Origin of the sequence: Hydrogenobacter thermophilus TK-6 (genome assembly GCF_000010785.1) — a bacterium.
Classification (GTDB): domain Bacteria; phylum Aquificota; class Aquificia; order Aquificales; family Aquificaceae; genus Hydrogenobacter; species Hydrogenobacter thermophilus.
Genome location: NC_013799.1, coordinates 803939 through 826505 on the forward strand (window position 1 = coordinate 803939; position 22567 = coordinate 826505).

General features: G+C 44.6%; 26 protein-coding genes and 4 tRNA genes. 4 read left to right on the forward strand and 26 right to left on the reverse strand.

The window, feature by feature from the left end:
- Positions 1-6 precede the first annotated feature (6 nt).
- From rplJ to HTH_RS04360, 9 genes are all read right to left on the reverse strand, one after another.
- Positions 7-540 carry a 50S ribosomal protein L10 gene (gene rplJ, locus HTH_RS04320; RefSeq protein WP_012963501.1) on the reverse strand — a complete coding sequence of 178 codons (534 nt, stop codon included), beginning with the start codon at positions 538-540 and terminating at the stop codon, positions 7-9.
- A gap of 10 nt (positions 541-550) precedes the next feature.
- The gene (rplA, locus tag HTH_RS04325; protein ID WP_012963502.1) at positions 551-1276 is read right to left on the reverse strand and encodes a 50S ribosomal protein L1; all 726 of its coding nucleotides are present in this window, start codon (positions 1274-1276) and stop codon (positions 551-553) included.
- Between the two features lie 5 nt (positions 1277-1281).
- The gene (rplK, locus tag HTH_RS04330) at positions 1282-1719 is read right to left on the reverse strand and encodes a 50S ribosomal protein L11 (RefSeq protein ID WP_012963503.1); all 438 of its coding nucleotides are present in this window, start codon (positions 1717-1719) and stop codon (positions 1282-1284) included.
- Positions 1720-1728: 9 nt separating this feature from the next.
- A complete protein-coding gene (nusG, locus tag HTH_RS04335) occupies positions 1729-2454 on the reverse strand; it encodes a transcription termination/antitermination protein NusG (protein ID WP_012963504.1) in 726 nt (241 codons plus the stop codon).
- A complete protein-coding gene (secE, locus tag HTH_RS04340) occupies positions 2454-2648 on the reverse strand; it encodes a preprotein translocase subunit SecE (RefSeq protein ID WP_012963505.1) in 195 nt (64 codons plus the stop codon). Before secE ends, nusG begins: the two co-directional genes overlap by 1 nt.
- Positions 2649-2662: 14 nt before the next feature.
- A tRNA-Trp gene (locus tag HTH_RS04345) sits at positions 2663-2735 on the reverse strand.
- Positions 2735-2884, reverse strand: coding sequence for a 50S ribosomal protein L33 (gene rpmG / locus HTH_RS04350; protein ID WP_041309872.1), 150 nt, complete (start codon positions 2882-2884; stop codon positions 2735-2737). The genes HTH_RS04345 and rpmG overlap by 1 nt, the downstream gene beginning before the upstream one ends.
- Positions 2885-2904: 20 nt before the next feature.
- Positions 2905-4122, reverse strand: coding sequence for an elongation factor Tu (tuf, locus tag HTH_RS04355; RefSeq protein WP_012963494.1), 1218 nt, complete (start codon positions 4120-4122; stop codon positions 2905-2907).
- 17 nt (positions 4123-4139) lie between these two features.
- Positions 4140-4212 (reverse strand) — tRNA-Thr (locus tag HTH_RS04360).
- 94 nt (positions 4213-4306) lie between these two features.
- Between HTH_RS04360 and HTH_RS04365 the strand changes: the two genes are divergently transcribed.
- Positions 4307-4380 (forward strand) — tRNA-Lys (locus HTH_RS04365).
- A 61-nt stretch (positions 4381-4441) separates the two neighbouring features.
- Here the strand turns inward: HTH_RS04365 and HTH_RS04370 are convergent.
- Positions 4442-4786 (reverse strand): hypothetical protein, encoded by a 345-nt coding sequence (locus HTH_RS04370; RefSeq protein ID WP_012963507.1) that lies wholly within the window; start codon positions 4784-4786, stop codon positions 4442-4444.
- A 29-nt stretch (positions 4787-4815) separates the two neighbouring features.
- Here HTH_RS04370 and rpiB point away from each other — a divergent pair, with 29 nt between their 5' ends.
- Positions 4816-5265 carry a ribose 5-phosphate isomerase B gene (rpiB, locus tag HTH_RS04375; protein WP_012963508.1) on the forward strand — a complete coding sequence of 150 codons (450 nt, stop codon included), beginning with the start codon at positions 4816-4818 and terminating at the stop codon, positions 5263-5265.
- Positions 5262-5597 carry a hypothetical protein gene (locus HTH_RS04380; protein WP_012963509.1) on the forward strand — a complete coding sequence of 112 codons (336 nt, stop codon included), beginning with the start codon at positions 5262-5264 and terminating at the stop codon, positions 5595-5597. Before rpiB ends, HTH_RS04380 begins: the two co-directional genes overlap by 4 nt.
- Here the strand turns inward: HTH_RS04380 and HTH_RS04385 are convergent.
- The 7 genes from HTH_RS04385 to HTH_RS04415 all read right to left on the reverse strand — a co-directional run bounded on the left by HTH_RS04385 (position 5587) and on the right by HTH_RS04415 (position 14423).
- Complete coding sequence (locus HTH_RS04385; protein ID WP_041309807.1) at positions 5587-6714, reverse strand: MFS transporter; 1128 nt, start codon at positions 6712-6714, stop codon at positions 5587-5589. The two genes, HTH_RS04380 and HTH_RS04385, sit on opposite strands and share 11 nt — an antisense overlap.
- Complete coding sequence (gene gltB, locus HTH_RS04390; RefSeq protein WP_012963510.1) at positions 6698-11200, reverse strand: glutamate synthase large subunit; 4503 nt, start codon at positions 11198-11200, stop codon at positions 6698-6700. Before gltB ends, HTH_RS04385 begins: the two co-directional genes overlap by 17 nt.
- 151 nt (positions 11201-11351) lie before the next feature.
- A complete protein-coding gene (locus HTH_RS04395; protein ID WP_012963511.1) occupies positions 11352-11783 on the reverse strand; it encodes a hypothetical protein in 432 nt (143 codons plus the stop codon).
- A 10-nt stretch (positions 11784-11793) separates the two neighbouring features.
- A complete protein-coding gene (gene pyrF, locus HTH_RS04400; RefSeq protein WP_012963512.1) occupies positions 11794-12465 on the reverse strand; it encodes an orotidine-5'-phosphate decarboxylase in 672 nt (223 codons plus the stop codon).
- Positions 12458-13066, reverse strand: a complete 609-nt coding sequence (hisH, locus tag HTH_RS04405) for an imidazole glycerol phosphate synthase subunit HisH (RefSeq protein ID WP_012963513.1) — start codon at positions 13064-13066, stop codon at positions 12458-12460. The genes pyrF and hisH overlap by 8 nt, the downstream gene beginning before the upstream one ends.
- Entirely contained in the window at positions 13067-13906 is an 840-nt protein-coding gene (locus tag HTH_RS04410; RefSeq protein ID WP_012963514.1) for a cytochrome c biogenesis CcdA family protein, read from the reverse strand. It lies immediately after the preceding gene.
- A gap of 1 nt (position 13907) precedes the next feature.
- Positions 13908-14423, reverse strand: a complete 516-nt coding sequence (locus HTH_RS04415) for a TlpA disulfide reductase family protein (RefSeq protein ID WP_012963515.1) — start codon at positions 14421-14423, stop codon at positions 13908-13910.
- A gap of 43 nt (positions 14424-14466) precedes the next feature.
- Between HTH_RS04415 and HTH_RS04420 the strand changes: the two genes are divergently transcribed.
- A tRNA-Ser gene (locus tag HTH_RS04420) sits at positions 14467-14554 on the forward strand.
- Between the two features lie 388 nt (positions 14555-14942).
- Here the strand turns inward: HTH_RS04420 and HTH_RS04425 are convergent.
- From HTH_RS04425 to HTH_RS04460, 9 genes are all read right to left on the reverse strand, one after another.
- Complete coding sequence (locus HTH_RS04425; protein WP_012963516.1) at positions 14943-16529, reverse strand: RNA-guided endonuclease TnpB family protein; 1587 nt, start codon at positions 16527-16529, stop codon at positions 14943-14945.
- A complete protein-coding gene (locus HTH_RS04430) occupies positions 16519-17118 on the reverse strand; it encodes an IS607 family transposase (RefSeq protein ID WP_012963517.1) in 600 nt (199 codons plus the stop codon). Before HTH_RS04430 ends, HTH_RS04425 begins: the two co-directional genes overlap by 11 nt.
- A 305-nt stretch (positions 17119-17423) precedes the next feature.
- On the reverse strand, positions 17424-18560 hold the full coding sequence (locus HTH_RS04435) for a hypothetical protein (protein ID WP_012963518.1): 1137 nt from the start codon (positions 18558-18560) through the stop codon (positions 17424-17426).
- Between the two features lie 51 nt (positions 18561-18611).
- Entirely contained in the window at positions 18612-18752 is a 141-nt protein-coding gene (locus HTH_RS09960; RefSeq protein ID WP_012963519.1) for a hypothetical protein, read from the reverse strand.
- On the reverse strand, positions 18749-20056 hold the full coding sequence (locus HTH_RS04440; protein WP_012963520.1) for a phage portal protein: 1308 nt from the start codon (positions 20054-20056) through the stop codon (positions 18749-18751). Before HTH_RS04440 ends, HTH_RS09960 begins: the two co-directional genes overlap by 4 nt.
- A 10-nt stretch (positions 20057-20066) precedes the next feature.
- On the reverse strand, positions 20067-21479 hold the full coding sequence (gene terL, locus HTH_RS04445) for a phage terminase large subunit (RefSeq protein ID WP_012963521.1): 1413 nt from the start codon (positions 21477-21479) through the stop codon (positions 20067-20069).
- Positions 21469-21978 carry a hypothetical protein gene (locus HTH_RS04450; RefSeq protein WP_012963522.1) on the reverse strand — a complete coding sequence of 170 codons (510 nt, stop codon included), beginning with the start codon at positions 21976-21978 and terminating at the stop codon, positions 21469-21471. The genes terL and HTH_RS04450 overlap by 11 nt, the downstream gene beginning before the upstream one ends.
- On the reverse strand, positions 21978-22265 hold the full coding sequence (locus tag HTH_RS04455) for a hypothetical protein (protein ID WP_012963523.1): 288 nt from the start codon (positions 22263-22265) through the stop codon (positions 21978-21980). The genes HTH_RS04450 and HTH_RS04455 overlap by 1 nt, the downstream gene beginning before the upstream one ends.
- Complete coding sequence (locus tag HTH_RS04460; protein ID WP_232500469.1) at positions 22262-22531, reverse strand: phosphodiesterase; 270 nt, start codon at positions 22529-22531, stop codon at positions 22262-22264. Before HTH_RS04460 ends, HTH_RS04455 begins: the two co-directional genes overlap by 4 nt.
- Positions 22532-22567: the final 36 nt, after the last annotated feature.

The window sequence follows — 22567 nt, forward strand, 5'->3', positions numbered from 1 at the left end:
CCTCCTTTAAGATTTTTTCTCTTCCAAAGCTTTTAAAGTTAAAACCAGCTTTTGGGGCACCGCCTTAAGGGCCATAATAAAGTTTATAAGAGGCGCCTGAAGGGTACCCATAAGCTTGGAGACAAGGACTTCCACAGGTGGCAATTCCGCAAGAGATTGCACATCCGCAGGCATTAAAAACCTACCTTGCATGTAACCACCTTTCACTTTCTCTAAGGGGTTGTCCTTGTTTAGCTCCTTCCCAAAGTCGTAGATTTTCTTTGCTATCAGGACAGGGTCACCGTAAGAGAACACTACCGCAGTAGGTCCCACCAGTACCTCCCTGTGGTCCGACAGAGGAGTATCCATAAAGGCTCTGTAAAGAAGGGTGTTTTTACCCACAAGTATCTCACCATCAGCAGATTTTATCTCGCTTCTCAGCTTAGACATACTCCCAGCATCTACGCCAGTAAAGTTTAAAAATATCAAAAGATTGGACCTGTCAAAACGCTCCTTATAACCTCTTATTTTCTGCTCTTTCTCCTTCCAGCTCTTTCTCATGCTGACCTCCTTATGCGGCAAGCTCTTGGAGTCTCCTAAGGGTTTGAGCTATGTCCACCTTAATGCCTGGGCTCATTGTACTGGATAAGGTGATGCTCCTTACATACTGACCTTTTGCACCTGGCGGTTTGGCTTTAACTATAGCATCAACGGCTGCATACACATTTTCTACAAGCTTCTTCTCATCAAAAGAAATCTTACCCACGGGGATGTGTATATTACCCGTCTTGTCCACCCTGAACTCAACTCTACCTCTTTTTGCTTCCTCCACCGCTTGCCTTATGTTGGGTGTGACTGTGCCCGTTTTGGGGTTTGGCATCAGCCCTTTGGGACCGAGTATTTTACCAAGTTTGGCCACCTTGGGCATTATCTCAGGCGTGGCTATCACCACATCGTAATCCACCCACTCCTCTTTGAGTATTCTGTTTATAATATCCTCTCCGCCCACATAGTCCGCTCCTGCCTCCTGAGCTACTCTTTGCTGCTCACCTTCTGCCAGGACCAGCACCTTAACTTCCTTACCAAGGCCGTGGGGAAGCACTAAGGATCCTCTCACCATCTGGTCCGCGTACTTGGGGTCCACACCCAGTTTCATGGCAAGTTCCACCGTCTCATCAAACTTAGCACCTGCTTCTTGGTGTATCTTCTTTAGCATTTGTACCGCTTCCTCTACGGTATGAAGCTTGCTTTTGTCAAATAAATTAAGAGCCTTTGTATAGCGTTTTCCTCTCTTCATGGCTTTCACTCCTTCCATCCTTCTATCTCTATGCCCATGCTTTTTGCTGTTCCTGCTATGCTTCTCATAGCTGCGTTTATGTCCTGTGTGTTCATATCCTTTAATTTTAAGCTGGCTATCTCCCTTAGCTGTTCTATGGTGATCTTACCTACCTTTTGCTTTTTGGGATCTCCAGAACCCTTTTGCACCTTAGCAGCCTTTTTAAGAAGGTAAGAGGCGGGGGGAGTTTTCATTATGAAGGTGAAGCTCCTATCCTGATATATGGTGATCACCACAGGAACAACCGTACCTGGTTCAAACTCCTTGCTGGCTGCGTTGAACTGTTTTACAAACTCCATAATATTAACACCGTGCTGTCCCAGCGCAGGACCCACAGGAGGAGCAGGTGTAGCCTGCTGGGCAGGTAACATAAGCTCCACTGTAGCGCTTACCTTTTTAGCCATCTTTGCCTCCTAAAGCTTTTCCACCTGTGAAAAGTCAAGCTCCACAGGTGTTAGTCTTCCAAATATGCTTATAAGCACCACTATCTTCTCCCTTTCGGGGTGCACCTCTTCAACAGTGCCGGTGAAGTTCATGAAAGGTCCTTCTATAACCCTTACTTGATCACCTTTCTCAAAAAGCACTTTCACGGGTCTTACACCTTTCTTTACAAAGCTGATCACCCTCTCCACCTCTTTTTCATCAATGGGTACTACCCTACCTCCTACCAAAACAGGCTTGTAAACATGCGGCGTTTTCTCTATAGCTCTCAGGAGGGCATCGTTCATTTCAGCTTTTATAAGAAGATAGCCTGGGAACATCTTGGATTCAAGAATTATTTTGGCTTCTACTTTGTTTTCCTTGCAATTTATCTTCTGACCAGGCTTTGATATGGGTGGTGCTTCTATGCATGTATCACCCTCTACGCTCTCTATAACCTTTACTTCACCGTTCTCTATCCTAAATGTGGTCACACCCTTTTTACCCAGCACACTAAGATCCCTGTTGTTTCCTCTGAGGGATAGCCTGTACTTTTCTTTACCTTGCGTTCTTATTACCACCTTCTCTTCCGCAGGTACCACCACATCTTCCACATACTCTTGCAAACCTTCCAGCTCTATAACTTTGAGCAAATTTTCCCTTGCCGTAGCTTCTTTGCCAGCCTCAACTTGCAGTGCATACCACTTAAACTCACCCATCAGCTACCTCTCAAAGAAAGCAAAAGGTGTATCATCCTCGTAAAACCCACATCCAAAAGCCATAGGTATACACCTATGAGTAAAGAAAAAATTATAACACTTATGGTGGCCTTTGTCACCAGTTTTCTATCGGGCCATGTTACGCGGTCCACCTCTTGTCTTACACCTTTGATAAAGCTCTTGATCCTCTCCATACTTTTTCTCCATGCGGGGCACGGAGGACTCGAACCCCCAACCGCGGGATTTGGAGTCCCGCGCTCTGCCAATTGAGCTAGTGCCCCTATTTTACCTCTCTGTGTAATGTATGCTTTTTACACCACTTGCAGTACTTCCTTAGCTCCATCCTCTGTGGATGCTTCTGTTTGTTTTTGGTAGTAGAGTAATTTCTCCTCTTGCATTCGGTACATGCAAGCATCACTATCTCTCTCACAGCTGCCATCTTTACACCTCTCAGTCAAGGATTTGGGTAACCACTCCTGCTCCCACCGTCCTGCCTCCTTCCCTTATGGCAAATCTTAGCCCTTCTTCCATAGCCACAGGCTGTATGAGTTCCACCTCCAGCTCCACGTTGTCGCCTGGCATCACCATCTCTTGCCCCTCGGGTAGCTTTACCACTGTCCCCGTCACATCCGCTGTCCTAAAGTAAAACTGTGGCCTGTAATTGACAAAAAAGGGTGTGTGCCTGCCTCCTTCTTCTTTGCTTAACACATACACCTGTGCCCTGAAGCGCTTGTGTGGCTTTACAGTGCCCGGCTTTGCCAACACTTGTCCCCTCTCCACATCGTCTTTGCCTACTCCACGCAGCAAAACCCCCACATTGTCACCAGGCAACGCTTCATCCAGTATCTTCCTAAACATCTCTATAGAAGTTGCCACTGTCTTGAGTGGTTCTTCCCTTATCCCTACTATCTCCACCTCTTCCCCTGGCTTTAGCACTCCCCTCTCCACTCTACCTGTTACCACTGTACCACGTCCGGATATGCTAAATACATCCTCTATAGGCATCAAAAAGGGTTTGTCTGCTTCCCTTACAGGTGTTGGTACATACTCATCCATCGCTTTCAAAAGTTCTACTATGGCATTGCACCATCTGTCTGGTTTGCCTTGTTCAAGCTCCTGCAAAGCTCCCAGTGCAGAGCCTCTGATTACGGGCACCTCATCCCCTGGAAACTCATACTTAGAAAGAAGCTCTCTCACTTCCAGCTCCACCAGGTCCAAAAGCTCTGGGTCATCCACCATATCACACTTGTTCATAAAGACCACTATGTAAGGGACATTGACCTGTCTTGCCAAAAGCACATGCTCTCTGGTCTGTGGCATGGGACCGTCTGCCGCAGACACCACCAGTATGGCACCGTCCATCTGCGCAGCGCCTGTTATCATGTTCTTGATATAGTCTGCGTGTCCTGGGCAATCCACATGAGCGTAGTGTCTTTTGGGCGTCTCATACTCCACGTGGGTGATGTTTATGGTGATGCCTCTTTCTTTCTCTTCTGGTGCTTTGTCAATCTCTTCGTACTTGGTGCATTTGGCTTTGCCACCTGGCAACACACCTGCAGCTAAGACGCAGGTGATGGCAGATGTCAGGGTAGATTTGCCGTGGTCAACGTGTCCTATAGTTCCCACATTCACATGCTCCTTCTCTCTTATAAACTTCTCCTTTGCCATCGCTTTACCTCCAGTTAAGCCCAGGACCGGACTTGAACCGGCGACCTCACCCTTACCAAGGGTGTGCTCTGCCTACTGAGCTACCTGGGCTGAAGGATAAATTATACTAAAAAGTGATTATAAATGCAAAATTTTGATGGATCTTGATCGGAAGGGGAAAAGGTTATAAAATAATACACCTTTAGAGCCGGTAGCTCAGCTTGGTAGAGCAACGGACTTTTAATCCGTGGGTCGCGGGTTCAAATCCCGCCCGGCTCACATTAGATACTCTGGATTTGACATCCTTTCTGCGTCATCTGATATAACATCCGCTCTTTTGTTAACAGGCACGTAATGTGCCAAGTGTACAGGCTTTGAGTAAGAGGAAAAGAACTTGGCGTTTTTCAGTATACTTTATAAAAGTCTTGTAAGGAACATCATCAACAAGTATTGTAATTGTGCTGTCTTTCCTCAGGTAGGGTGAAACTCTGAGCTTTAGGGTCATCTTGCCTTCGGAAAGCTGGGTAAGGGTAGGGATGTAAAACTCGTACTTTGGATTTACACCCTTGAGAAGTAAATCTTCCGAAAGCAGGTTAAGCTCTTGAAAGGTAAAGACCCTCTCCGCTGTTTTACCGACGCTCAAGAAAGATAGAAAGATTAGGAATAAAAACACCACTCCTCTCACGCTTTTGATTATACTATAATAGTATCCTTATGAAGATAGCTATAGGTTCTGACCATGCTGGGTATTTGCTCAAAGAGAAGATAAAAGATTTTCTTCTGTCTAAGGGGTGTCAGGTGGTAGATGTTGGGACTAACTCTACCGCATCTACAGATTACCCAATATTTGCGCGTGAGGTGGCTCTTGCTGTTCAGAGAGGGGAGGTGCAGCAGGGTATTTTGATATGCGGGACTGGTATAGGCATGTGCATAACTGCCAACAAGTTCAAAGGTGTTTATGCTGCTTTATGCACCAACGAATATATGGCAAAAGTTAGCAGACAGCACAACAATGCCAACATTCTGTGTCTGGGTGGGAGAGTCTTAGGCGACGCGCTTGCCATATCCATTGTAGAAGCCTGGCTCAGTGCAGACTTTGAAGGAGGAAGACACGAAAGAAGAGTGAGCTTAATTAAAAGCATGGAGGAGGACAGCAAACCATGAGGTTTTACGGTATAGCTTCTGAAAGCAGGGTTACAGAGGTGCTGGAACATATAGAGGATGGCGTTTGGTTTTTTGAGGATACAAAAACTGGCTCAAGGGAAAGACTTGATGGTAAGCAAGTAAAAGAAAAACTGAGAGATATCTTAAAGCAGGTGGAGGAGTGGAAAGAAAAGCTGCATCTTATTCCTAAAAATACTGTTTTCGTTTTTGTGCACGAACCTTCAGACCCAAAAGCCTTTAAGATATACGATACTTCTTCCTTGGGGTGCGCATCAAGTCTCTCACCTCCCAGGTGGAAGATATACAAGGAAGGCGTGCAAATCAAAGACTGACAACTCTGCTTTTTCTAAAGATGATAAAGCCCAGCAGTGGAAAGACTATCATAAGCAGAGCGGAGAGTCTGTAGTTATCTCCTGTTAGATATAGTAGCAGTGACCATGCAAAGAGTCCACTGGTAGAGGCTATGCGTTCTGTCAAAGACAGGAAAGAGAGGCGTACAGAGACCTGCGTTTGGGGAAAGTTCTCTATTACAAAGAGTCTTGAGGTGGTCCAGAGGTGTGCCAAAGAAAGCCCTGCTAAGAAACCTACAACAAGTGTAAGATGCTTTGGTGTAAAGTAAAGGAGTGCAAGGAAGAAGGACCAGAAGAAAAAGCCCATAGGGAAGAGTTTAGAAGCTCCCCATCTGTCGGCTAACTTTCCAAAGACCACACCCCCCACCACACCACCAAAAGCAGAAAGACCTATTATCCTGTATATCTGGGTGTCCTCAAATCCGTAGACTCTCTTTAGATATATACCCATCATAGCTATTAGCGTGTTGGCAACTTCAGTAAGGGAAAGTATGGCAAGTATGGTCAGCAAAAACTTTCTGTCTTTGAGCACCTCTTTTATTTCTACCCTCTCCCTCTGTGGGGGGTTAGGAAGGAGCAGAAGGGAAGGCAAAACCAAAAGGGCAAAGAGAAAAGAAGCTTGAAAAAACACATCCGGCACACTCATGAGTCTTGCCAAAAATACGAGAGCTATTGCTGAGCTTATGTATCCCACTGCAACACCCAATCCCGATGCTAAACCTCTACTGTCAAAAGAAAGAAGCATAGAGTTGTAAAAAACAAGAGCCTGCTGGTGGAATACAGCCATCATACAGTAAACTAAAAGAGCCAAGTATGGTAAGTTAGCAAAAAGGCTCAAAGACATGCCACTAAAAGCTGTAAGCAGGCTGAAAATTACAAAAAGTTGCTTTCTCAGACCCTTTGTGTCTGCCAGCTTTCCAAGGTATAGAGCTAAGAAGAAAGAGATAAGGAAAGCTACTCCGTAAAGAGCAGAGTATGTCTTGGGGTCTATATACTTGGTTATAAAAAGAGGGAAGAAGGTGGAATAGATTAAGGCACCTAAAAGCGTTTCTCCCGCATCGTAGAGGGCAAATGATATAAGGTTAAGCTTTCTTCTCAGGCGTTATCTCCACCTCACACTCGTCAGTCTCACCGTAAACATCCCTTTTACACTGCTCAAGGGGAATAACTTTGTAAAACTTTTCCACATACATGTCCCAGTTATCAAGCAGGTGTTTTGCCCAGGCGCTACCTGTGTAAGTGTAGTGTTTGTTTATAAGAGACTTAAGCTCCTGCTCTTCCCTTTCGTGTCTTATCTTCCTTATCATCACATAGGAGGTGTTTATCTTCTTGCTTAGCTCTTGGTCCAGCACATAAGCATAACCTCCCGTCATACCAGCTCCCAAGTTAAAGCCTACGCTACCCAAAACTACAACTACACCTCCTGTCATGTACTCACAGCAGTGGAGTCCAGCACCTTCTACCACAGCTACAGCACCGCTGTTTCTTACAGCAAACCTCTCTCCCGCTCTTCCAGCTGCGTAAAGCTCCCCACCAGTTGCGCCATATAGACAAGTGTTGCCCATAATTACATGGTTTTGTGTATCCTCAACGCCCTGAGCCTTTATCACTATTCTTCCTCCGTACATACCCTTCCCTACATAATCGTTGGCATCTCCTAAAAGGGTTAAAGATACACCTCTGTGATTAAAAGCTCCAAAGCTCTGTCCGGCAGTTCCCACAAATGTGAGGTTTATGGTATCCTCTGGAAGACCACTGTCTTTATACTTTAAAGCTATGTAGTAATTTATCCTCACAGGCACGCTTCTGTCGGTGTTTCTTATAGTGTATTCTCTGTATACTTTTTCACCTCTTTCTATGTAAGGTAGTAGCTCCTGGACTATTTTCTGGTTGATGGAAGGTCTTGGGTTGTCGTTCCTGTGGACAGTGCACCTGCGCGGTTTGTCCGCCGGGTAGTCGTCTTTGAGAAACTTCTCCAACTTTATCCTCTTTGAACCAGGAATGTGGTCAAAGCTAAGAATGTCCAGAAGATCCCTCCTTCCTATTATGTCATCAAGTTTTCTAAAGCCCATCTCTGAGAGTATTTCTCTGACTTCTTGAGCCACAGCCCTGAAGTATGCCATCACATCTTCTACTTTGCCCTTAAACTTCTCCCTGTACTTGGGGTCCTGAGTGGCTACACCTGTAGGACACTGATTGGTGTGGCACATTCTTGCCATAACACACCCTTCCGCTATCATAGCAGCTGTACCAAAACCAAACTCTTCAGCACCCAAAAGCGCAGCCACTATAACATCTTTACCCGTTCTCATACCGCCATCAATCCTTATACGCACCTTGTCCCTTAGACCGTTTTCCATAAGCACCTTTTGTGTCTCTGCAAGCCCTATCTCCCAGTAGTTGCCTGCATTCTTTATTGAAGAGTAAGGGCTTGCTCCAGTGCCTCCCTCCGCACCGCTTATCTGCACTATATCCGCATAAGCTTTGGCAACACCCGCCGCTACTGTACCTACACCTGTTTCCGCTACCAGCTTTACGCACACTCTGGCATTGGGGTTTGCCTCCTTAAGGTCGTTTATGAGCTGAGCAAGGTCCTCTATGGAGTATATGTCGTGATGAGGAGGGGGTGATATTAATGTAACGCCAGGCTGAGCATGTCTGAGTTTTGCTATGTACTCACTTACCTTGTGCCCGGGAAGCTGTCCACCTTCTCCGGGTTTTGCCCCCTGCGCTATCTTTATCTCAATGTCTTGAGCTGAAGCCAGGTAGGTGGGTGTAACTCCAAACCTACCGCTGGCAACCTGTTTGATGGCAGAGTTCTTGATGGTCCAGTATCTTTCTGGGTCCTCTCCTCCCTCTCCCGAGTTGCTCTTCATGCCAAGTCTATTACAAGCCTCTGCTATAGTCTCGTGAGCCTCCGGAGAAAGCGCTCCCAAAGACATGCCACCAGTCACAAATCTTTTGAGAATATCCTCTACAGGTTCTACCTCCTCCAAAGGAACAGGATGAGGACCCTTCTTGTAGGTAAGAAGGTGTCTTATAAAGGTGGGGTGCTCGCCGTTGGCTATCTGAGAAAAGCTTTTGTAGTCCTGGTAATCTTTCGTCTCCAAAAATTTGTGTAATGCTCTCACCACAAAGGGTGACCAAGCATGCCATTCACCACCTTTTCTAAACTTCATATCACCGCCGTAATCCAACTGTGGAGTCTCTGCCTCGTATGCCATCTGATGCCTTTTTAGCATGCTCTCTTCTATCTCAAATATACCGTCGGACTCAACGGTGACAGGCGTATTGGGGAAGTATTCCTCTAGAAAGTCCCTGTTTAAACACACAGTATCAAAGATCTTAGCTCCCTGATAAGAGTTTAGCGTAGATATACCCATCTTGGACATGATCTTTAAAAGCCCGTCCTCAAGTGCTTTCTTGTAATTGAGAACTGCCTGATGGTAAGGGATGTTTATCTCTCCCTTTTTACAAAGTTCGTATATAGTCTCGTAGGCAAGATAAGGATATACTGCGGATGCTCCATAACCTATCAGACATGCCATATGGTGAGTATCCCTTGCTTCCCCCGTCTCCACTATTATGGATACCTTTGTGGAAAGACCTCTGTCCGAGAGCCACTTAAAAACAGCCGATACAGCCAAAAGACTTGGCACAGCAAGTCTGTAGCGTGATGTATTTCTATCAGTAAGTATCACTATATGGGCACCTTCCCTTACCGCTTCCTCCACACGCCTGCAGACTATCTCAACACCGAGCCTCAGGTCGCATATCTGAACACCTTCGTACATGGCATCGTACAGTATGTCCGTTATCCTCCTCTCTCCGGCAAGGTCCTGAAGCTCCACAACGCAGTAGCTTCTCTCTTTTGGGTAAGTCATGGGTATCTTAACTACCTTAAAGTAGGTCTGCTCCTCAATAGCTTTTATCTGATGGGGAAGGAGTATGGGACTTTCTATTTGAAAGCGCTTTGCGTGATCCTCTGTCTCTTTGAGGAAGTTTCTTTTGTGTCCTAGGTTCATCTTGAGGGACATAACTGCCTTTTCCCTTATGGGGTCTATGGGTGGGTTGGTGACCTGTGCAAATCTCTGCTTGAAGTATCTGAAAAGCAAAACGGGTTTTTCGGAAAGGGGAGGAAGAGGTGTATCGTCACCCATAGAGAAAGTCAGCTCCTTTCCCTCCTGAGCCATGTAAGATATGACATGCTTTATCTCCTCCTGAGTGTATCCGAAGAATATCTGTTTTCTGAGCCTTTCTTTATCCTCCGCAGGCTCAGGGATGGTATGCTCTTTTAATATGTCAGAAAGCCTAAGCAGATGCTTTCTTAACCACTCTCCGTAAGGCTTTTTTGAGGACAGTTCTCTGAGTATATCCTGCGTCTCTCTAACTGTGCCCTTTTGAAGGTCTACCGACAGAGTATCTCCGGGACCCAGCCTTCCCTTCTTCTTTATCTTTCTGCCCGAGAGGTCTATCATACCCACTTCGGAACCCAAAACCAGAATACCATCCTCTGTGAGTATGTACCTGGCAGGCCTAAGACCGTTTCTGTCCAGGTGTGCCCCTATGGTCTTTCCGTCGGTAAAAGCAACGGATGCAGGACCATCCCAAGGTTTCATAAGCAGGGACTGATACTCAAAGAAGTCTCTTACCTCTTGAGACATGTCTGGTACCTTTTCCCACGCAGGGGGAATGAGCATATTTATGGCATGTTCTGGAGAGTAACCTACCAGACAGAGAAGTTCAAACACCTTGTCTAAGGATGCAGAATCACTCTCATCGTAAGACACCAACGGTTTAATGAGCTTTATATTATCGCCAAAAATCTCGTGCTGTAGCTCGCTCTGAAGAACAAGCATCCAGTTTCTATTGCCCTGTATGGTGTTTATCTCACCATTGTGAGCCAGATATCTAAAAGGTTGAGCCAGCTTCCAATTGGGAAAGGTGTTGGTGGAGTATCTCTGATGGAAGAGACAGAAAGAAGACTCAAGCCCACCCTCTTTGAGGTCTATGTAAAAATTATCTAGCTGGAGAGCCACCATCATACCCTTATAAACCATGGTGCGGGACGAAAGGGAAGCCACATAAACTTTATCCCTGACCTTTGCATCTCTCTCTATCCTTCTTCTGAGCAGGTAAAGCTCAAGCTCTCTTTTGTCTTCTTCTATACCCTTTGCATCCAGAAGCAGGTGAAAAATTTTGGGCATGGTTTTTAGAGCCATCTCCCCAACAGCAGACCTATCAATGGGAACCTCCCTCCATCCCACCAAACGGAAGGGAGAGTTATTTATAAGCTCCTCTACAGGACCCCTTACATCCTCGTACAGGAATAACACACCTACGCACAGATTATCTATATGGGATAGATCAAGTCCTTCTTTTTGGATGTAATAGGAGAAGAAGGTTTTGGGTATTTCTACAAGTATGCCTGCACCATCTCCAGTCTTACCGTCTCCACCTATGGCTCCTCTGTGCGTCAAATTTTTTACTGCCTCTATTCCCCATCTTACTATCTGCTCGCTTTTTTCTCCCCTTATATTACAAACAAACCCAACTCCACAGGAATCGTACTCTCTCATCTCCATGCGTACCACCTCTCAAAAAAGTAAAGGAGCTATTATTTTAACTTAATTAAAGCTACTTAGATGTCAAATCTTGTATAATTCACCTCAGACCATAAACCATCTTTGTATATGTATGCCTTGCCTATGTCTTCACGCTTCATTTGAATCTTCCTTATTTTTGCGTATTCTTCTGGCGAAGCCAAAAACTTTTTGAGATGATCCTCTTCATCAAAAAACAGATAGAAATTCCTAAGCTAAGTGCTATTGCTTTGTCTGGTTTTATAAATGCGCTACACACAGGGCATCTTGCACCTTCAGGCAGGACTATACTTACACCTGCCTTTTTTAGGGCGTGGCGAGTTATAATAACCATTACCAAAAAAGCTCCCAGGGTTATCAAAAAGGATACCTTCAGGGCGGTATCTCCCTTAAAAAGTAGGGACACTACAAAGGATATAAGGCTCAGAATTGTTACTGAAAGCACCGCATAAATGTACTTGGCTGGGACACCTCTTATGGCAAAAAGTATTATTACCCCTATGTTGAAGAACTCCACAAGGCGGGCAAGGATAAAAAGCACTCCGTCAAGTACTGGTGTCTCCACAGAAAATAATTTAACTCTCCAACAGTTTAAGGATGCTCTCTGTCTTACTTATGGGGTCCTTATCCTCTACAATGTCCCTACCTATAACGATTATGTCCGCACCACTCTCTATAGCTTCCTGAAGGCTCACACTTCTTATCTGGTCTCTTTTTGCACTACCGATGCTCACTCCCGGCACAACTGCCAGAAATTCCCTTCTTATACCTTTTTTCAAAGAGCTTACCTCCCTTCCAGAGCATACGACACCGTCAAGCCCTTCCTGTATGCACATACTAGCGAGTTTGTAGACAAGCTCATCCGTAGAAGCTTCTATGCCCAGCTCTCTCAGAAAGCTCTCATCAAGACTAGTCAGAAGTGTAATACCCAAAAGCTTTATCCTCCCCTTTGCTTGGCTTGCCTCTCTTAGCGCAGTCCTTCCACAAAGAGCATGCACAGTGAGGTAATCGGGAGATAGCTCCGCTGAAGATATTACACCGTTCCTTACCGTGTTGGGTATGTCGTGCAGTTTTAGGTCAAGGAAGAGCTCAAAGCCACCATCTTTTATCAGGTCAGTTATTTGTCTGTGATGGCTTATGAAGAGCTTGTACCCAACTTTAAAGATGATAGGATAGCCTTCAAGAGCCTTAACTATATCTTTTGCCTTTGCATAATCCGTATCAAGAGCTACGCAGAGCTTAGCCATAGACTATTCTCTTGAAGTTTTCAAGAAGTTTGAGCCCAAGCTTCTGGCTTTTCTCGGGGTGAAACTGAAGACCAAAAATTTTCTGGTATTCTACAGAGGAAACAAATTCAACGCCATAATCCGTAAGAGTGGCTATCACTTCTCTTCTTTTTGGCACCACATGATAAGAGTGGACAAAGTAGAAGTAATCGCCATCCTTTATTCCTTCAAAGAGAAGACTTTCTCTTGTCTTCCATATCTGGTTCCAACCTATGTGGGGTACTTTTACCTGTGGAGGCAGTAAAATTACCTCACCTTCAAGAATGCCAAAACCCTTCTCTTCTCCAAATTCATAGCTTTTCTCAAAGAGGAGTTGAAGTCCTAAGCATATACCAAGATAAGGCTTGACCTTTTCTATGTGCCTTAATATGGCAGAGAAAAGCCCCAAGTTTTTCAAATTGCCAATAGCATCTTTAAAGGCTCCTACTCCTGGCACCACAAGAGCATCTGCTCTAAGAACCGCATCGGGGTCCCTTGTTATGATAGGACTAAATCCTACCTTCTCAAGAGCCTTGCTGACGCTTCTTATATTACCCATGCCGTAATCTACAAGGACAAGCATTCAGACTCCCAAAAGAGCGGATATTTCGCTGAGCTTTCCGGTGGTGAGCAGAATACCTAAGATAATCAGTAGCAAACCTCCCACCATCTCCACTACTCCAAAGAATCTGCTAAATCTCTTTACAAAGCCTAAGAAAGCGGAAAGAAGAGCACCTGCCACTATAAAGGGCAAACCCATACCCATTGAAAACACAAAGAGAAGCATTGCACCTTTTGTAACTGTCTCCTGTTGAGAGGCGTAAAGAAGGATAGACCCAAGTACAGGACCTATGCAAGGACTCCAGCCAAAGGCAAAAAACACACCTACCAAAAAGGCTCCCAGTAGAGGCAGATCACTCTTTGCTTCCTTCCTCGTCTGTCTGTATAACATCTCATGAAAGCCAAATAGATACAAAAACAGGCACACAAGCACTATACCCGCCAGGTCAAAAAAGAGCTTTTGGGATAATATACCAAGAAAGTAAAGGGAGGCTATTAATGAACCCACCCCAATGGCTTCCTTTAAAAAGTTCTCTCTCAGAAATACCCCGGAAAAGTGAAGTCCGAAGAAAACCACCAGGGCACCACCAAATTTGGCTATGATGGTTTGATAATCTCTTAGCACCTGACCCACAGCGCTGGCACCTGCCCCCAACAAGGTAAAGACCAGAGAAAACCCAAGCACAAAGAGTATAGACGCCAAAAGCAAACGCCAGCTAAAACTCCTCTTTTCCTCCCTTATCTCCTGTGCACCTATACCCGATATGTAGGATATGTACCCTGGTATTATGGGAAGTACGCAAGGAGATAAAAAGGCAAGCAGACCAGCGGTAAAAGCCAAAAGGAAGGATACTTCAAACATGTTAGCACCTTTTGTCAGGACCAAGTAAACTCTGTATATCTTCCTTAACTTCCCTGTATACTCCCAACTTCATCTTATAAAGCCTTCCATCTCTGTCTATAAGGTAAGATGTGGGAAGACCTACAAGCTTGATATTGTCATTGCCCTCCAAGATAATAAAGGAAGGTTTTAGTTCTTTGAGGTATCTGTCCCTTGCATCAGTGTTGGTGTCCATGCTTACCGCCAGGATCACAAATCCGTTCTTTTTACAATCTTCGTAAACCTTCTCAAATATTGGCATCTCCTCCCTACAAGGTGGACACCAGCTTGCCCAGAAATTCAGAAGCACTATCTTACCCCTAAAGTCCGAAAGGCGATAAACCTTCCCATCAAGCCCTGTAAAGGTAAAGTCTGGGAGAGTCTGCTCGGAAGGAGTAATTGCGCTGTAGCCTTCTTCATCCTCTTTTTTGTGCATAAAGGCAAAGAAGAGCAAGCCACCTAAAAGCAAAAAAGCTAAGAGATAGGAGATCTTTCTCATGTGCTTATATTATAATATTTAGGAAACGCTTGTCAAGTGTCCAGGAGGGGTGGCCGAGTGGACGAAGGCGGGTGATTTGAAATCACCAGTGGGTTTACAGCCCACCGGGGGTTCGAATCCCTCCCCCTCCGATAATATAATTATAATTTGACAAAAAAATGGGACACCCCACCCCTATAGACTTCTTGATTTTCAAGGCTGTGCAAGGTGTCCCGTCAAACAATTTTTAGCCCTCAAAAAAGTTTGACAAAAAATGGGACACTTTATTGAGAATTTTTCGCATTAAAAGAATCTGCAAATTTGCAGGTTTTAGTATTGCAAAAAATTCTCATTTAGTGGGTTCCCTAAAGCGTTGTTGGTAGTGGGCGCACTGTCCGATTTTTGCAATTTTTGCAAATTTCGGACAGTGAGGGTGGGGGCTTCGTCAAAATCTGCAATTTTTGCAATTTTTGACATCTCAGACTTAGTCTTAGATCTGGCTGTCAGAAAAACACATCAAGCCATGCCGTTCCATTTTTCCTAACCATATTTATCCACCTGTAGGTATTTGGAAAGGGAACTCAGCTTAAGGTATGAGGTTTCAACGAGTTTGAGGTATGAGAGAAGCTGAGCGGGTGGAAGGATTGAAAGAAGAGCTCTCCCTTTCAGGTGAACGGTTCCCTGCGGGAACGGAAATCTCGCAGGACTATCCTCACCCCTATAGGGCTCGGATTTTGAACCGCTCACCCACTCTAAAGCTCTAATACCAATATTTACACTCGCATTGTAATCCCTGTCAAAACTCCCACACTCACATTCAAACTCAAGCCCCTTAGCCCTCCCTCTCCTCCCGCACACATGACAAACCTGCGACGTGTAAAATGCAGGAACTTCTATAACCCTTATCCCTCTCCTCTGAGCTTTGTGTGCAAGTCTCTCTGAAAACTTCGAGTAAAACCATGTCTCAAAGTATCTCCTCATCTTAGGATTCTTCCACCTCGGTGATGAAGAAAATTTAAGTGCCTCTATCGCTATTGCCTGACATCCATAGGCTCTTGCATGCTCCACTACCAGATTGACAAATACCTCAAGAACCTGCTTCCTCAATTCTTTGAACTTTCTCCACCTTAACCTCTGCTCCGCATACAGGTGCCTGAGTCTCCCCTTCAGTTTCTCCCTGTGCTCCTCGCTCCCTGTAGAGTGTATCTGATCCGCTATGCGGTCTATCTTCCTCTCAAGGTTTGATATCTCCTTCAAAAGTCTCTCAAGCTTCTTTATCATCTTGCTCGCTCTGAAGAATATCGGTTTGGAATGTCCCTCTTTCGCAACTACAGTTCCAACTCCAAGTCTATTCTCCGAAGGAGACAGGTCTATTGCAAACATTCTATCCGCTTCCTTCTGAACCTCTACCTCAAGCTCAAGGGGAATAACAAGCTTGTAGATGGTGTATCCGCTCTTTAAGAACACTCTCTTTATAAGGGGAGAGCCTATCCCCTTAGCTCTGAAAATGTCCTTCTTGAGTCTATCGGGAATGAGCTTTTGAACCTTTATCCACCTCCATCCCCTCCCATCGGGAACCTTTATCTCAAACTCTATAAACTTTCCATCTGTTTTGAGTTTCCTCATCTGTCCTCTACAAAGGGAGTCATCCGCTGAGGTTATAACCACATTCCCCGAAAATGAGGGTCTTACAGCTCTTAGATAATCCTTTTCCACTTTTCCTCTTCTGAGTCCTTTCCTTACCTGTCTCTGAATATTCAAAACAAAGAGAGGAGAGGTTTTTAGTTCCTTTGCAAGGATGTTCTCGCTTATTATCGCTCTGCAGGGCTTTTCGAGTATGTATTCGTAAATCCTCTTCCTCTCTATCTGAGACCTTACTATCTGTCCCGAGAGTTCAAGAACATTTCTGTGGAACCTTGATGGAAGATGGGAGGGTCTCATAACTTCGCTCTTGAGAATTCCCACAGATGAACCTTTACCTTTTAGCTTCTCTATAGTTTCTTCATTCCACAGAGAGGAGAGGGTTCTGCGGACATTCCACTTGAATTCGCTAAATAATCTGTCCAGCTTCGGGTAGATATTCTGAGGGAGGGTAAGCTCGTAAGATACAACTACCCTATCCTTCATCCCTCAGTTCCTTTACCATCTTCTTAATTTTATTGGCTCTCATTCCGTAGAGCTTTCCTGCAAAGGATGTGAGAATTGCTATCAGGTCTTCCACAAGTTCCTTCTCAGGTTCTTTGAACTCTTTTCCGTTTACCGCTATAATTTCAACACCGAGAGCTTTGAAAAACTCCACGAAGTAATCAAATCCAAACCTTGTAAGTCTATCGGGATAGGTTATGTAAATAGCCCTTATCTTCCTGAGCCGAGCGAGTTCTATGAGCTTGAGTAATCCTTTTCTTCCCTCCTTTATCCCACTTGCTATGTCTTTTACTTCATACACCTTTTGGTGCTTTCCTTCCACACACTTTCTCAAATACTCTAACTGTCTTTCGAGATCTTTTTTCTGATCCCTTGAGGAAACCCTTGCATATATGGCAACCGCATCAGCTCTTTTTTCTCCAAGGAGTTCCATAAGCTGTTCATAAGAGTATCTTCTTTCCTTTCCCACTCTGTAGGGTTTGAGTTTTCCCTCCCTTTCCCATCTCCTTAAAGTGCTGACAGATACGCCAAGTACTCTTGATGCTTCCCCTATCCGCAAACGTCTGTTCATGTAGATAAATATATAGTGGTATGGGTAGAAAATCAAGGTTCTGTTAAAGACCCTCCAGAAAAGGCAACATAAGGTTTTTTGCAAGTTTGCAGGGCTTTTTTAACAAAATTTAGGCAAGAAGTCTCCATACTCTACAGGATGGAGATGAATTGCCTATTGACGAAATGCAAAATAAGGAGTATACTCTATATTGCTTAGCGATAGCCAAGCTAAGCGTAGGGCTGGAACAGTCCGAACTTATGCCTGTGGAGGAGCGGGTAGCTCCGATGAAGCAGGAAGCTTCATGCTCTATAGCGTGGAGTGGTTCACAACAACCCTAACTCCCGCCTTCTTAAAAACCTTCCCTCTTCAAAATTAAACAAATCCACCAAGCTTAACCAGTTTTTCTCTGCATACTCTTTTAGCCATTTCGGAGCCCAGCTTTCTAAGGCTGATTCCGGGATAGTGGGCTTATCTTTCTCTTCCATCCCTTTCCGCCTCACTACAGGGACTAAATAACACATACAATGCGGGTGGGCTGGTAAGCGTGGTAGTTTGTCTTTTGGATGTACTCCTCTACCAAGCCCATAGTCTACTGTGGCGTAAACATCGCATATATCCGCTCTCGGATGGCTCCTTGAAAGCCTCCATTGATAGCCCACCACCTCTTCCTCATCCTTCGTAAGTTCCACAGTTGCTTTCATATAAGCATGTGCCGTCTCTGTCCATGCAATCGTTTTTAGCCTGTAAAGTTGCTTATCATACACCCACCACTTGACCGCTTTATTCACGAGTTCCATTTTCCCTTCCCATAGTGCCTCTTCAATTTCTTTTAACAGTTGCCTGCCCGCATAGTATGTCCCTTCTTTGCTTCTTTTTTCTATATACTTCTCAACTTTCCTTTTGATTTTCTCCCACGCTTGCCTGCTTTCTGCGTTGACGAGTAGCCCTTTCGTGCTTTCCTCAAATTCTTTAAGCCACTTCGGGAGCTGTTCTTTAAGCACTATTGCAAACTCTTGCTGTTCTAAAGCCTCAATCGTGTATTGCATTTGATACATCAAAGCCTTCACGCCGTGGTCATATCGTATGCCTTCCATGATTGTGTTTTTTAGTCTTGCCATTGCCTGCTGTGAGAAGTCCCAGAAGCGTTCCGAGAGTTTAAGCCCATCATCCCATCGTTGATTGATAATCTCTTGTGCTATCTGCATTGCGAGGGCATCTTTCTGCAATTTTGCAGTTTTGTTTACTGCATCTACAACGTGCTTAATAAGTGCTGTGATTTTGTGATATAACTCTTCTGCGAGTTTTCTAAGCAGTGCTTCAGTCTGTTTGTCTATTTGATAGTTCTGTTCTTTCAGTCTGTCTATAAGCTTATCCGTTTTCCCTGAAAAGTCTTTTTCGATCTCCTCCCACTCGGAGAGAAACCACTCCAGAAAAAGCCTACGGACATGTCCCCAGTTCATCTTTTAAGTTCAAGTCTGTATTTCTGTAAAACCGCAGGGTCGGGTTCGTAGTTAAACCACAGAACTTCTGTTGCCAACTGCACTATCCACATCTATTTCGTGCTCGGGAATAAGCTCCACGATAAGCTTAGCAAGGTGGTGTTTCCCACCGATATAGGGAAAGAATGTAAGCTTTTTCTTTGCGGGCTTCATGTTAAACCTCCTAATTCGTTTTTCATCTGATTATCCAAACCCTCTAACCCATCCACCTCGTTCTCTATTCTCTGCATTGTTGCGTCGTCAATCTCAGAACCAAGCAACAACCTTGCTATGTATTTTTTCAGTTCTGCGTCAAAAGTGGCGGAGATGTTCAAGGTCAAGGCATCCATTGCCTTCTTCAGTTCTCTTTCTACATCCCTATAGCTGAAGTCTTTTTCATAGATAATCGTTCCTTTGAAGCCGTCCTTCCCTTCCCACTTTGCCACAAGGTCGGCTATTCTATACTCTGCTTGTTCAAGGTTTTGGGCTATTTGTGTCAATAGACTGTTCAAGTTCTGAAATTCAAACTCCAAAGCCACACCGCTCTTTTGCTGTTGCGTGCCCTTAATAAACTCCAAGTTCGCAAGGGAGTAAATCATGTCTATAAGGGTATTGATGTATTCAAGGTAAACTTTGGCTGGGCTTTCGGGCGGTGCAATGAAGTCAGGCTTTCCGCCCTTCTCTGGGTAGTATCCGATAAAGTTCTCTGTTCCGATGACGATGTTTCTTAGCTTCTCTTCAGAAATCTGGTCTGGAATGGGGATGGTCAAGATTGGAAATGTGGAGTTTCTCAAGATTTCTCTGAGTTCTGAAATGGCGTTGTAAAGGTCTTTGCTGACTCGTGCGATGTCGTGTATGAAAGGCGGGACTATCACATCGGTGGGCAGTATTGGGTCTGTCCAAGATGCTGCTACTACTGGTACCTCTCCGAATGGAGTAGTTCCTTCGTATGTTTCATTTCCTACCCGCACCTTCCATGTTCCGGGCGTAAATTCTCTCAACATATTTAGTTCAGAAAAAACGATTTTCTGAATTCTGCCGTAATCATCTATCTCAATCTCTTGTATCTGTGTGGGCAGGCGTATGGTTGCGTAGGGTCTGATGCCTTGCAGTTTTTCATGTGCCTTTGTGGGTGCCTCTGCCTTGGGCTTATCCACAATCACAAACACGGTGCCGTAAATAAGGGTAAGCTTTGCAATGTTTCTCATAAAGTCGTCAATATCTGTGCCTCGTAGGTCTATGTTCTGACAGAACTCTGCGTATTCTGTGTTTGTTGCGAAGTCCCTCTGCGGTTCCACCCTGAAGAGGGCTCCCACATAAGTATCAACGATTTTCTTTACAAAATTCGGATAAATAGCAAGCTGTCTTCTGCGTGCGTATTTCTCGTCAGTCTCTCTTGGATACTTTACAAGATAAGAACCATCACTGAAGCCACCCAATCCCGTGTAGCTATCCCAACAAAGCTTGTAGTCTATCATGCTTCACCTCCTACAACCATCTAAGCTTTAAAAACTTGTATGGGAAAGCCGTTGCCTTCTCTTCTAAAGCCATAACCGCATAGACGAGGGCGTCTACGATGTCGTCGTGGGCTGAAAAAGGAAACTCTAAAAGCTGTTTAATTGCCTCCTCTTGTCCTTTTGCAAAGTAGATTAGCCCACCCTCAAAAAACGGCACAAGCTTTTGTGCTCGCAGGACTTTGTTTGTGTGAGGTTTCACTCCTCGGATGGGCAAGCTTACTCCACGCTTGCTTGCTATCTCTTGTATAAGCTTTCTGTAGACTTCCTGAAAGGCTACCTCTTCAAAGACGATGAGGGAAGGCTTGAAAGTTAGCTGGATGGAGATGAGGGTGTCTATCAGTTCAGAGGGAGTGGCACGCTTGTTATATATAAATAAGGAATATAGGTGCCCTGTCTCCCTGTCCCTGCCCAGAACCGCTATCGCTGTGTAGTCTCCCTTCTCCTTGCCCGTTGATGGGTCTACGCCCGCTACGATGTCAAGCTTGCTTAAATCTAACTTCTCCTCGTAATACTTTATCCACTCCTGCCTAAAAATCCTGTCCTCATCCGATAAAGGCTCGTTCATATACTCAGAAGCAAAAGCATAGCTTCCTATCTCCTGCTTCTTTTTCTCCAATGCCTCCAGCGTCCACAGGTGCGGATGCAAGGGTTTGCCCTCGTCGGTGATCGCTTTGTATTTCTTTGCAAACCAGCCAAGCTCCTGCCCTCTCGTGATTAGTTCATTCAAAAGGCTATCGTAGTGAAGGATAGTTCCGATTACAAAAATTTTTGCATTTTGAGACAAGCCCATAACAACCCTGTAAAACCATTTTTTTAGTTTGTCTCTCAAAGATTTGGAGTTTGCGTGTTCTTCTGACTCTATGTCGTCAAGTATGACTAAGTCGGGTCTTTCTCCACGCTTGACTAAACCTCTTAGCTTTTGCCCTGCACCTCTGCTGATCACTGTCGTGTGCACTGTGTCTATCCTCTCCACCGTAGCCCGTTTGATGACTTCTCCGAAGTCTTGCAAAATTGCAGTGTTGTTTTCTAATTCCAGTCTGATGTCCTCTAACTGTTCCTTAGCCCTTTGCTCCGATGCTCCGATGCAAACGATGAACTTGTGTTTGCCGTAGAGGATAGACCACAGAACATAGCCCAAGTAAATCAAGCTTGTCTTTCCGTGTTCTCTGGGTGCTGCAACTACTACTCTTTTCATTTGTGGGTTCTCTAAAAAGCTGATTATTTCCAACTGAAAACTTGCAAAAGGTTTTCTGAAAATGTGCGGAAGGTATGTCTGGCAAAAGAAAGCAAAGTCGTTCCTTGCCCGTTCTTTTCTGTCTTTGTCTGCTTCTGATATAAGCACCCTCTCTAAAACTCTGCTGACTGCTTTTTCTTTATAGCTCATGCTTTAGCTCCGCAATGATGCGTTTTGCTAACTCTTCATCTAAATGTTTTGCTAAAGTCTTTGCTACTTTCTCTAAGACTTTCTCTGTGTGTTCTATCAGTTGAGTTTTTGTCTTTTCTATGTATGCACTGCTCCGTGAGAGATTGCTTGCAGTATGCACAAGCCTCATGAGTGCATCTATCTTTGCATCTTCTACTTCTCCCTTCTCCTGCCATTCTGCAATAACCTCTAATAACAAGCCCGTTGCGAGAGTCGCAAGGGTTTGAGATTGCTGGAATGTGTCAATATCCTCATCAGACAAAAGTCCGCTTCTTTTTAGTTCCAGCAGAGGCCTTAGCTTTCTGATTAGCCTATGAATGGATGATCTGGATGCTTGGGCTTGTGGGAATTTGATTTTTATCTCTTGTTCTAATTCTCTAAGGGTTTTGCCTCTTTCGTATTCCTTCACTGCGTATTCCTTTGCCTCGGGGTGTCTATCAAGAGAATGTCTCCTTGCCATCAAACTTCCTCCACCTGTTCGTCAATGAGTTCCTTCTCCATCAAAGCTTTGCCTTTGGCAGTTAGCCTGAGTTTTTGGATTTTTGTGTGATGAGTGGGTAGTTCAACTTCCAGCACTTCTATGTAGCCTTTGTCAAGTAAGTATTTGATGTTCTTCTCAAGTAGCTTTTTGCTGTCCGTGAATATTCTCCAGTCTGCCAACAGGGCTTCTATCATCTTCACTGTTAGACTGTCGGGATACACTTGTTCTAAGAACTTCAGAATGAGATAATTGACTTGCTTTCTCATTGCTTAGCCTCCAGCTTATGCAAAAGTCTTTCTATTTTTTCCTCCAGCTTTTCTAATCTCATCTCCATGCGTGCCTCTACTTTGTTTTGAAACGCTAAGAAGTCCTCTTTTCTCAGATACTCTTTAAGCATCAGCCTCTCAATTTCTGCGTTCTTTTCTTTTTCCTTCTGCAAGTCTTTCTGAACTTGTTCAAGAGTCTTAAGCATAGTCGCTACTGTAGTTTTGATTATTGCGTAGTTGATAGCTATTGCAACAAGTGAAGACAAGATGAAAACTATAATTGTAGGGTGTGATATAAGCTG

Excerpts from the sequence above, each read along its gene's own strand:
- rplJ (WP_012963501.1), bottom strand. The coding sequence starts at position 540 with ATGAGAAAGAGCTGGAAGGAGAAAGAGCAGAAAATAAGAGGTTATAAG.
- rplA (WP_012963502.1), bottom strand. The coding sequence starts at position 1,276 with ATGAAGAGAGGAAAACGCTATACAAAGGCTCTTAATTTATTTGACAAA.
- rplK (WP_012963503.1), bottom strand. The coding sequence starts at position 1,719 with ATGGCTAAAAAGGTAAGCGCTACAGTGGAGCTTATGTTACCTGCCCAG.
- nusG (WP_012963504.1), bottom strand. The coding sequence starts at position 2,454 with ATGGGTGAGTTTAAGTGGTATGCACTGCAAGTTGAGGCTGGCAAAGAA.
- secE (WP_012963505.1), bottom strand. The coding sequence starts at position 2,648 with ATGGAGAGGATCAAGAGCTTTATCAAAGGTGTAAGACAAGAGGTGGAC.
- tuf (WP_012963494.1), bottom strand. The coding sequence starts at position 4,122 with ATGGCAAAGGAGAAGTTTATAAGAGAGAAGGAGCATGTGAATGTGGGA.
- rpiB (WP_012963508.1), top strand. The coding sequence starts at position 4,816 with ATGAAGATAGCTATAGGTTCTGACCATGCTGGGTATTTGCTCAAAGAG.
- HTH_RS04380 (WP_012963509.1), top strand. The coding sequence starts at position 5,262 with ATGAGGTTTTACGGTATAGCTTCTGAAAGCAGGGTTACAGAGGTGCTG.
- gltB (WP_012963510.1), bottom strand. The coding sequence starts at position 11,200 with ATGGAGATGAGAGAGTACGATTCCTGTGGAGTTGGGTTTGTTTGTAAT.
- pyrF (WP_012963512.1), bottom strand. The coding sequence starts at position 12,465 with ATGGCTAAGCTCTGCGTAGCTCTTGATACGGATTATGCAAAGGCAAAA.
- hisH (WP_012963513.1), bottom strand. The coding sequence starts at position 13,066 with ATGCTTGTCCTTGTAGATTACGGCATGGGTAATATAAGAAGCGTCAGC.
- HTH_RS04410 (WP_012963514.1), bottom strand. The coding sequence starts at position 13,906 with ATGTTTGAAGTATCCTTCCTTTTGGCTTTTACCGCTGGTCTGCTTGCC.
- HTH_RS04415 (WP_012963515.1), bottom strand. The coding sequence starts at position 14,423 with ATGAGAAAGATCTCCTATCTCTTAGCTTTTTTGCTTTTAGGTGGCTTG.
- HTH_RS04425 (WP_012963516.1), bottom strand. The coding sequence starts at position 16,529 with ATGAAGGATAGGGTAGTTGTATCTTACGAGCTTACCCTCCCTCAGAAT.
- HTH_RS04430 (WP_012963517.1), bottom strand. The coding sequence starts at position 17,118 with ATGAACAGACGTTTGCGGATAGGGGAAGCATCAAGAGTACTTGGCGTA.
- HTH_RS04435 (WP_012963518.1), bottom strand. The coding sequence starts at position 18,560 with ATGAACTGGGGACATGTCCGTAGGCTTTTTCTGGAGTGGTTTCTCTCC.
- HTH_RS09960 (WP_012963519.1), bottom strand. The coding sequence starts at position 18,752 with ATGAAGCCCGCAAAGAAAAAGCTTACATTCTTTCCCTATATCGGTGGG.
- HTH_RS04440 (WP_012963520.1), bottom strand. The coding sequence starts at position 20,056 with ATGATAGACTACAAGCTTTGTTGGGATAGCTACACGGGATTGGGTGGC.
- terL (WP_012963521.1), bottom strand. The coding sequence starts at position 21,479 with ATGAGCTATAAAGAAAAAGCAGTCAGCAGAGTTTTAGAGAGGGTGCTT.
- HTH_RS04450 (WP_012963522.1), bottom strand. The coding sequence starts at position 21,978 with ATGGCAAGGAGACATTCTCTTGATAGACACCCCGAGGCAAAGGAATAC.
- HTH_RS04455 (WP_012963523.1), bottom strand. The coding sequence starts at position 22,265 with ATGAGAAAGCAAGTCAATTATCTCATTCTGAAGTTCTTAGAACAAGTG.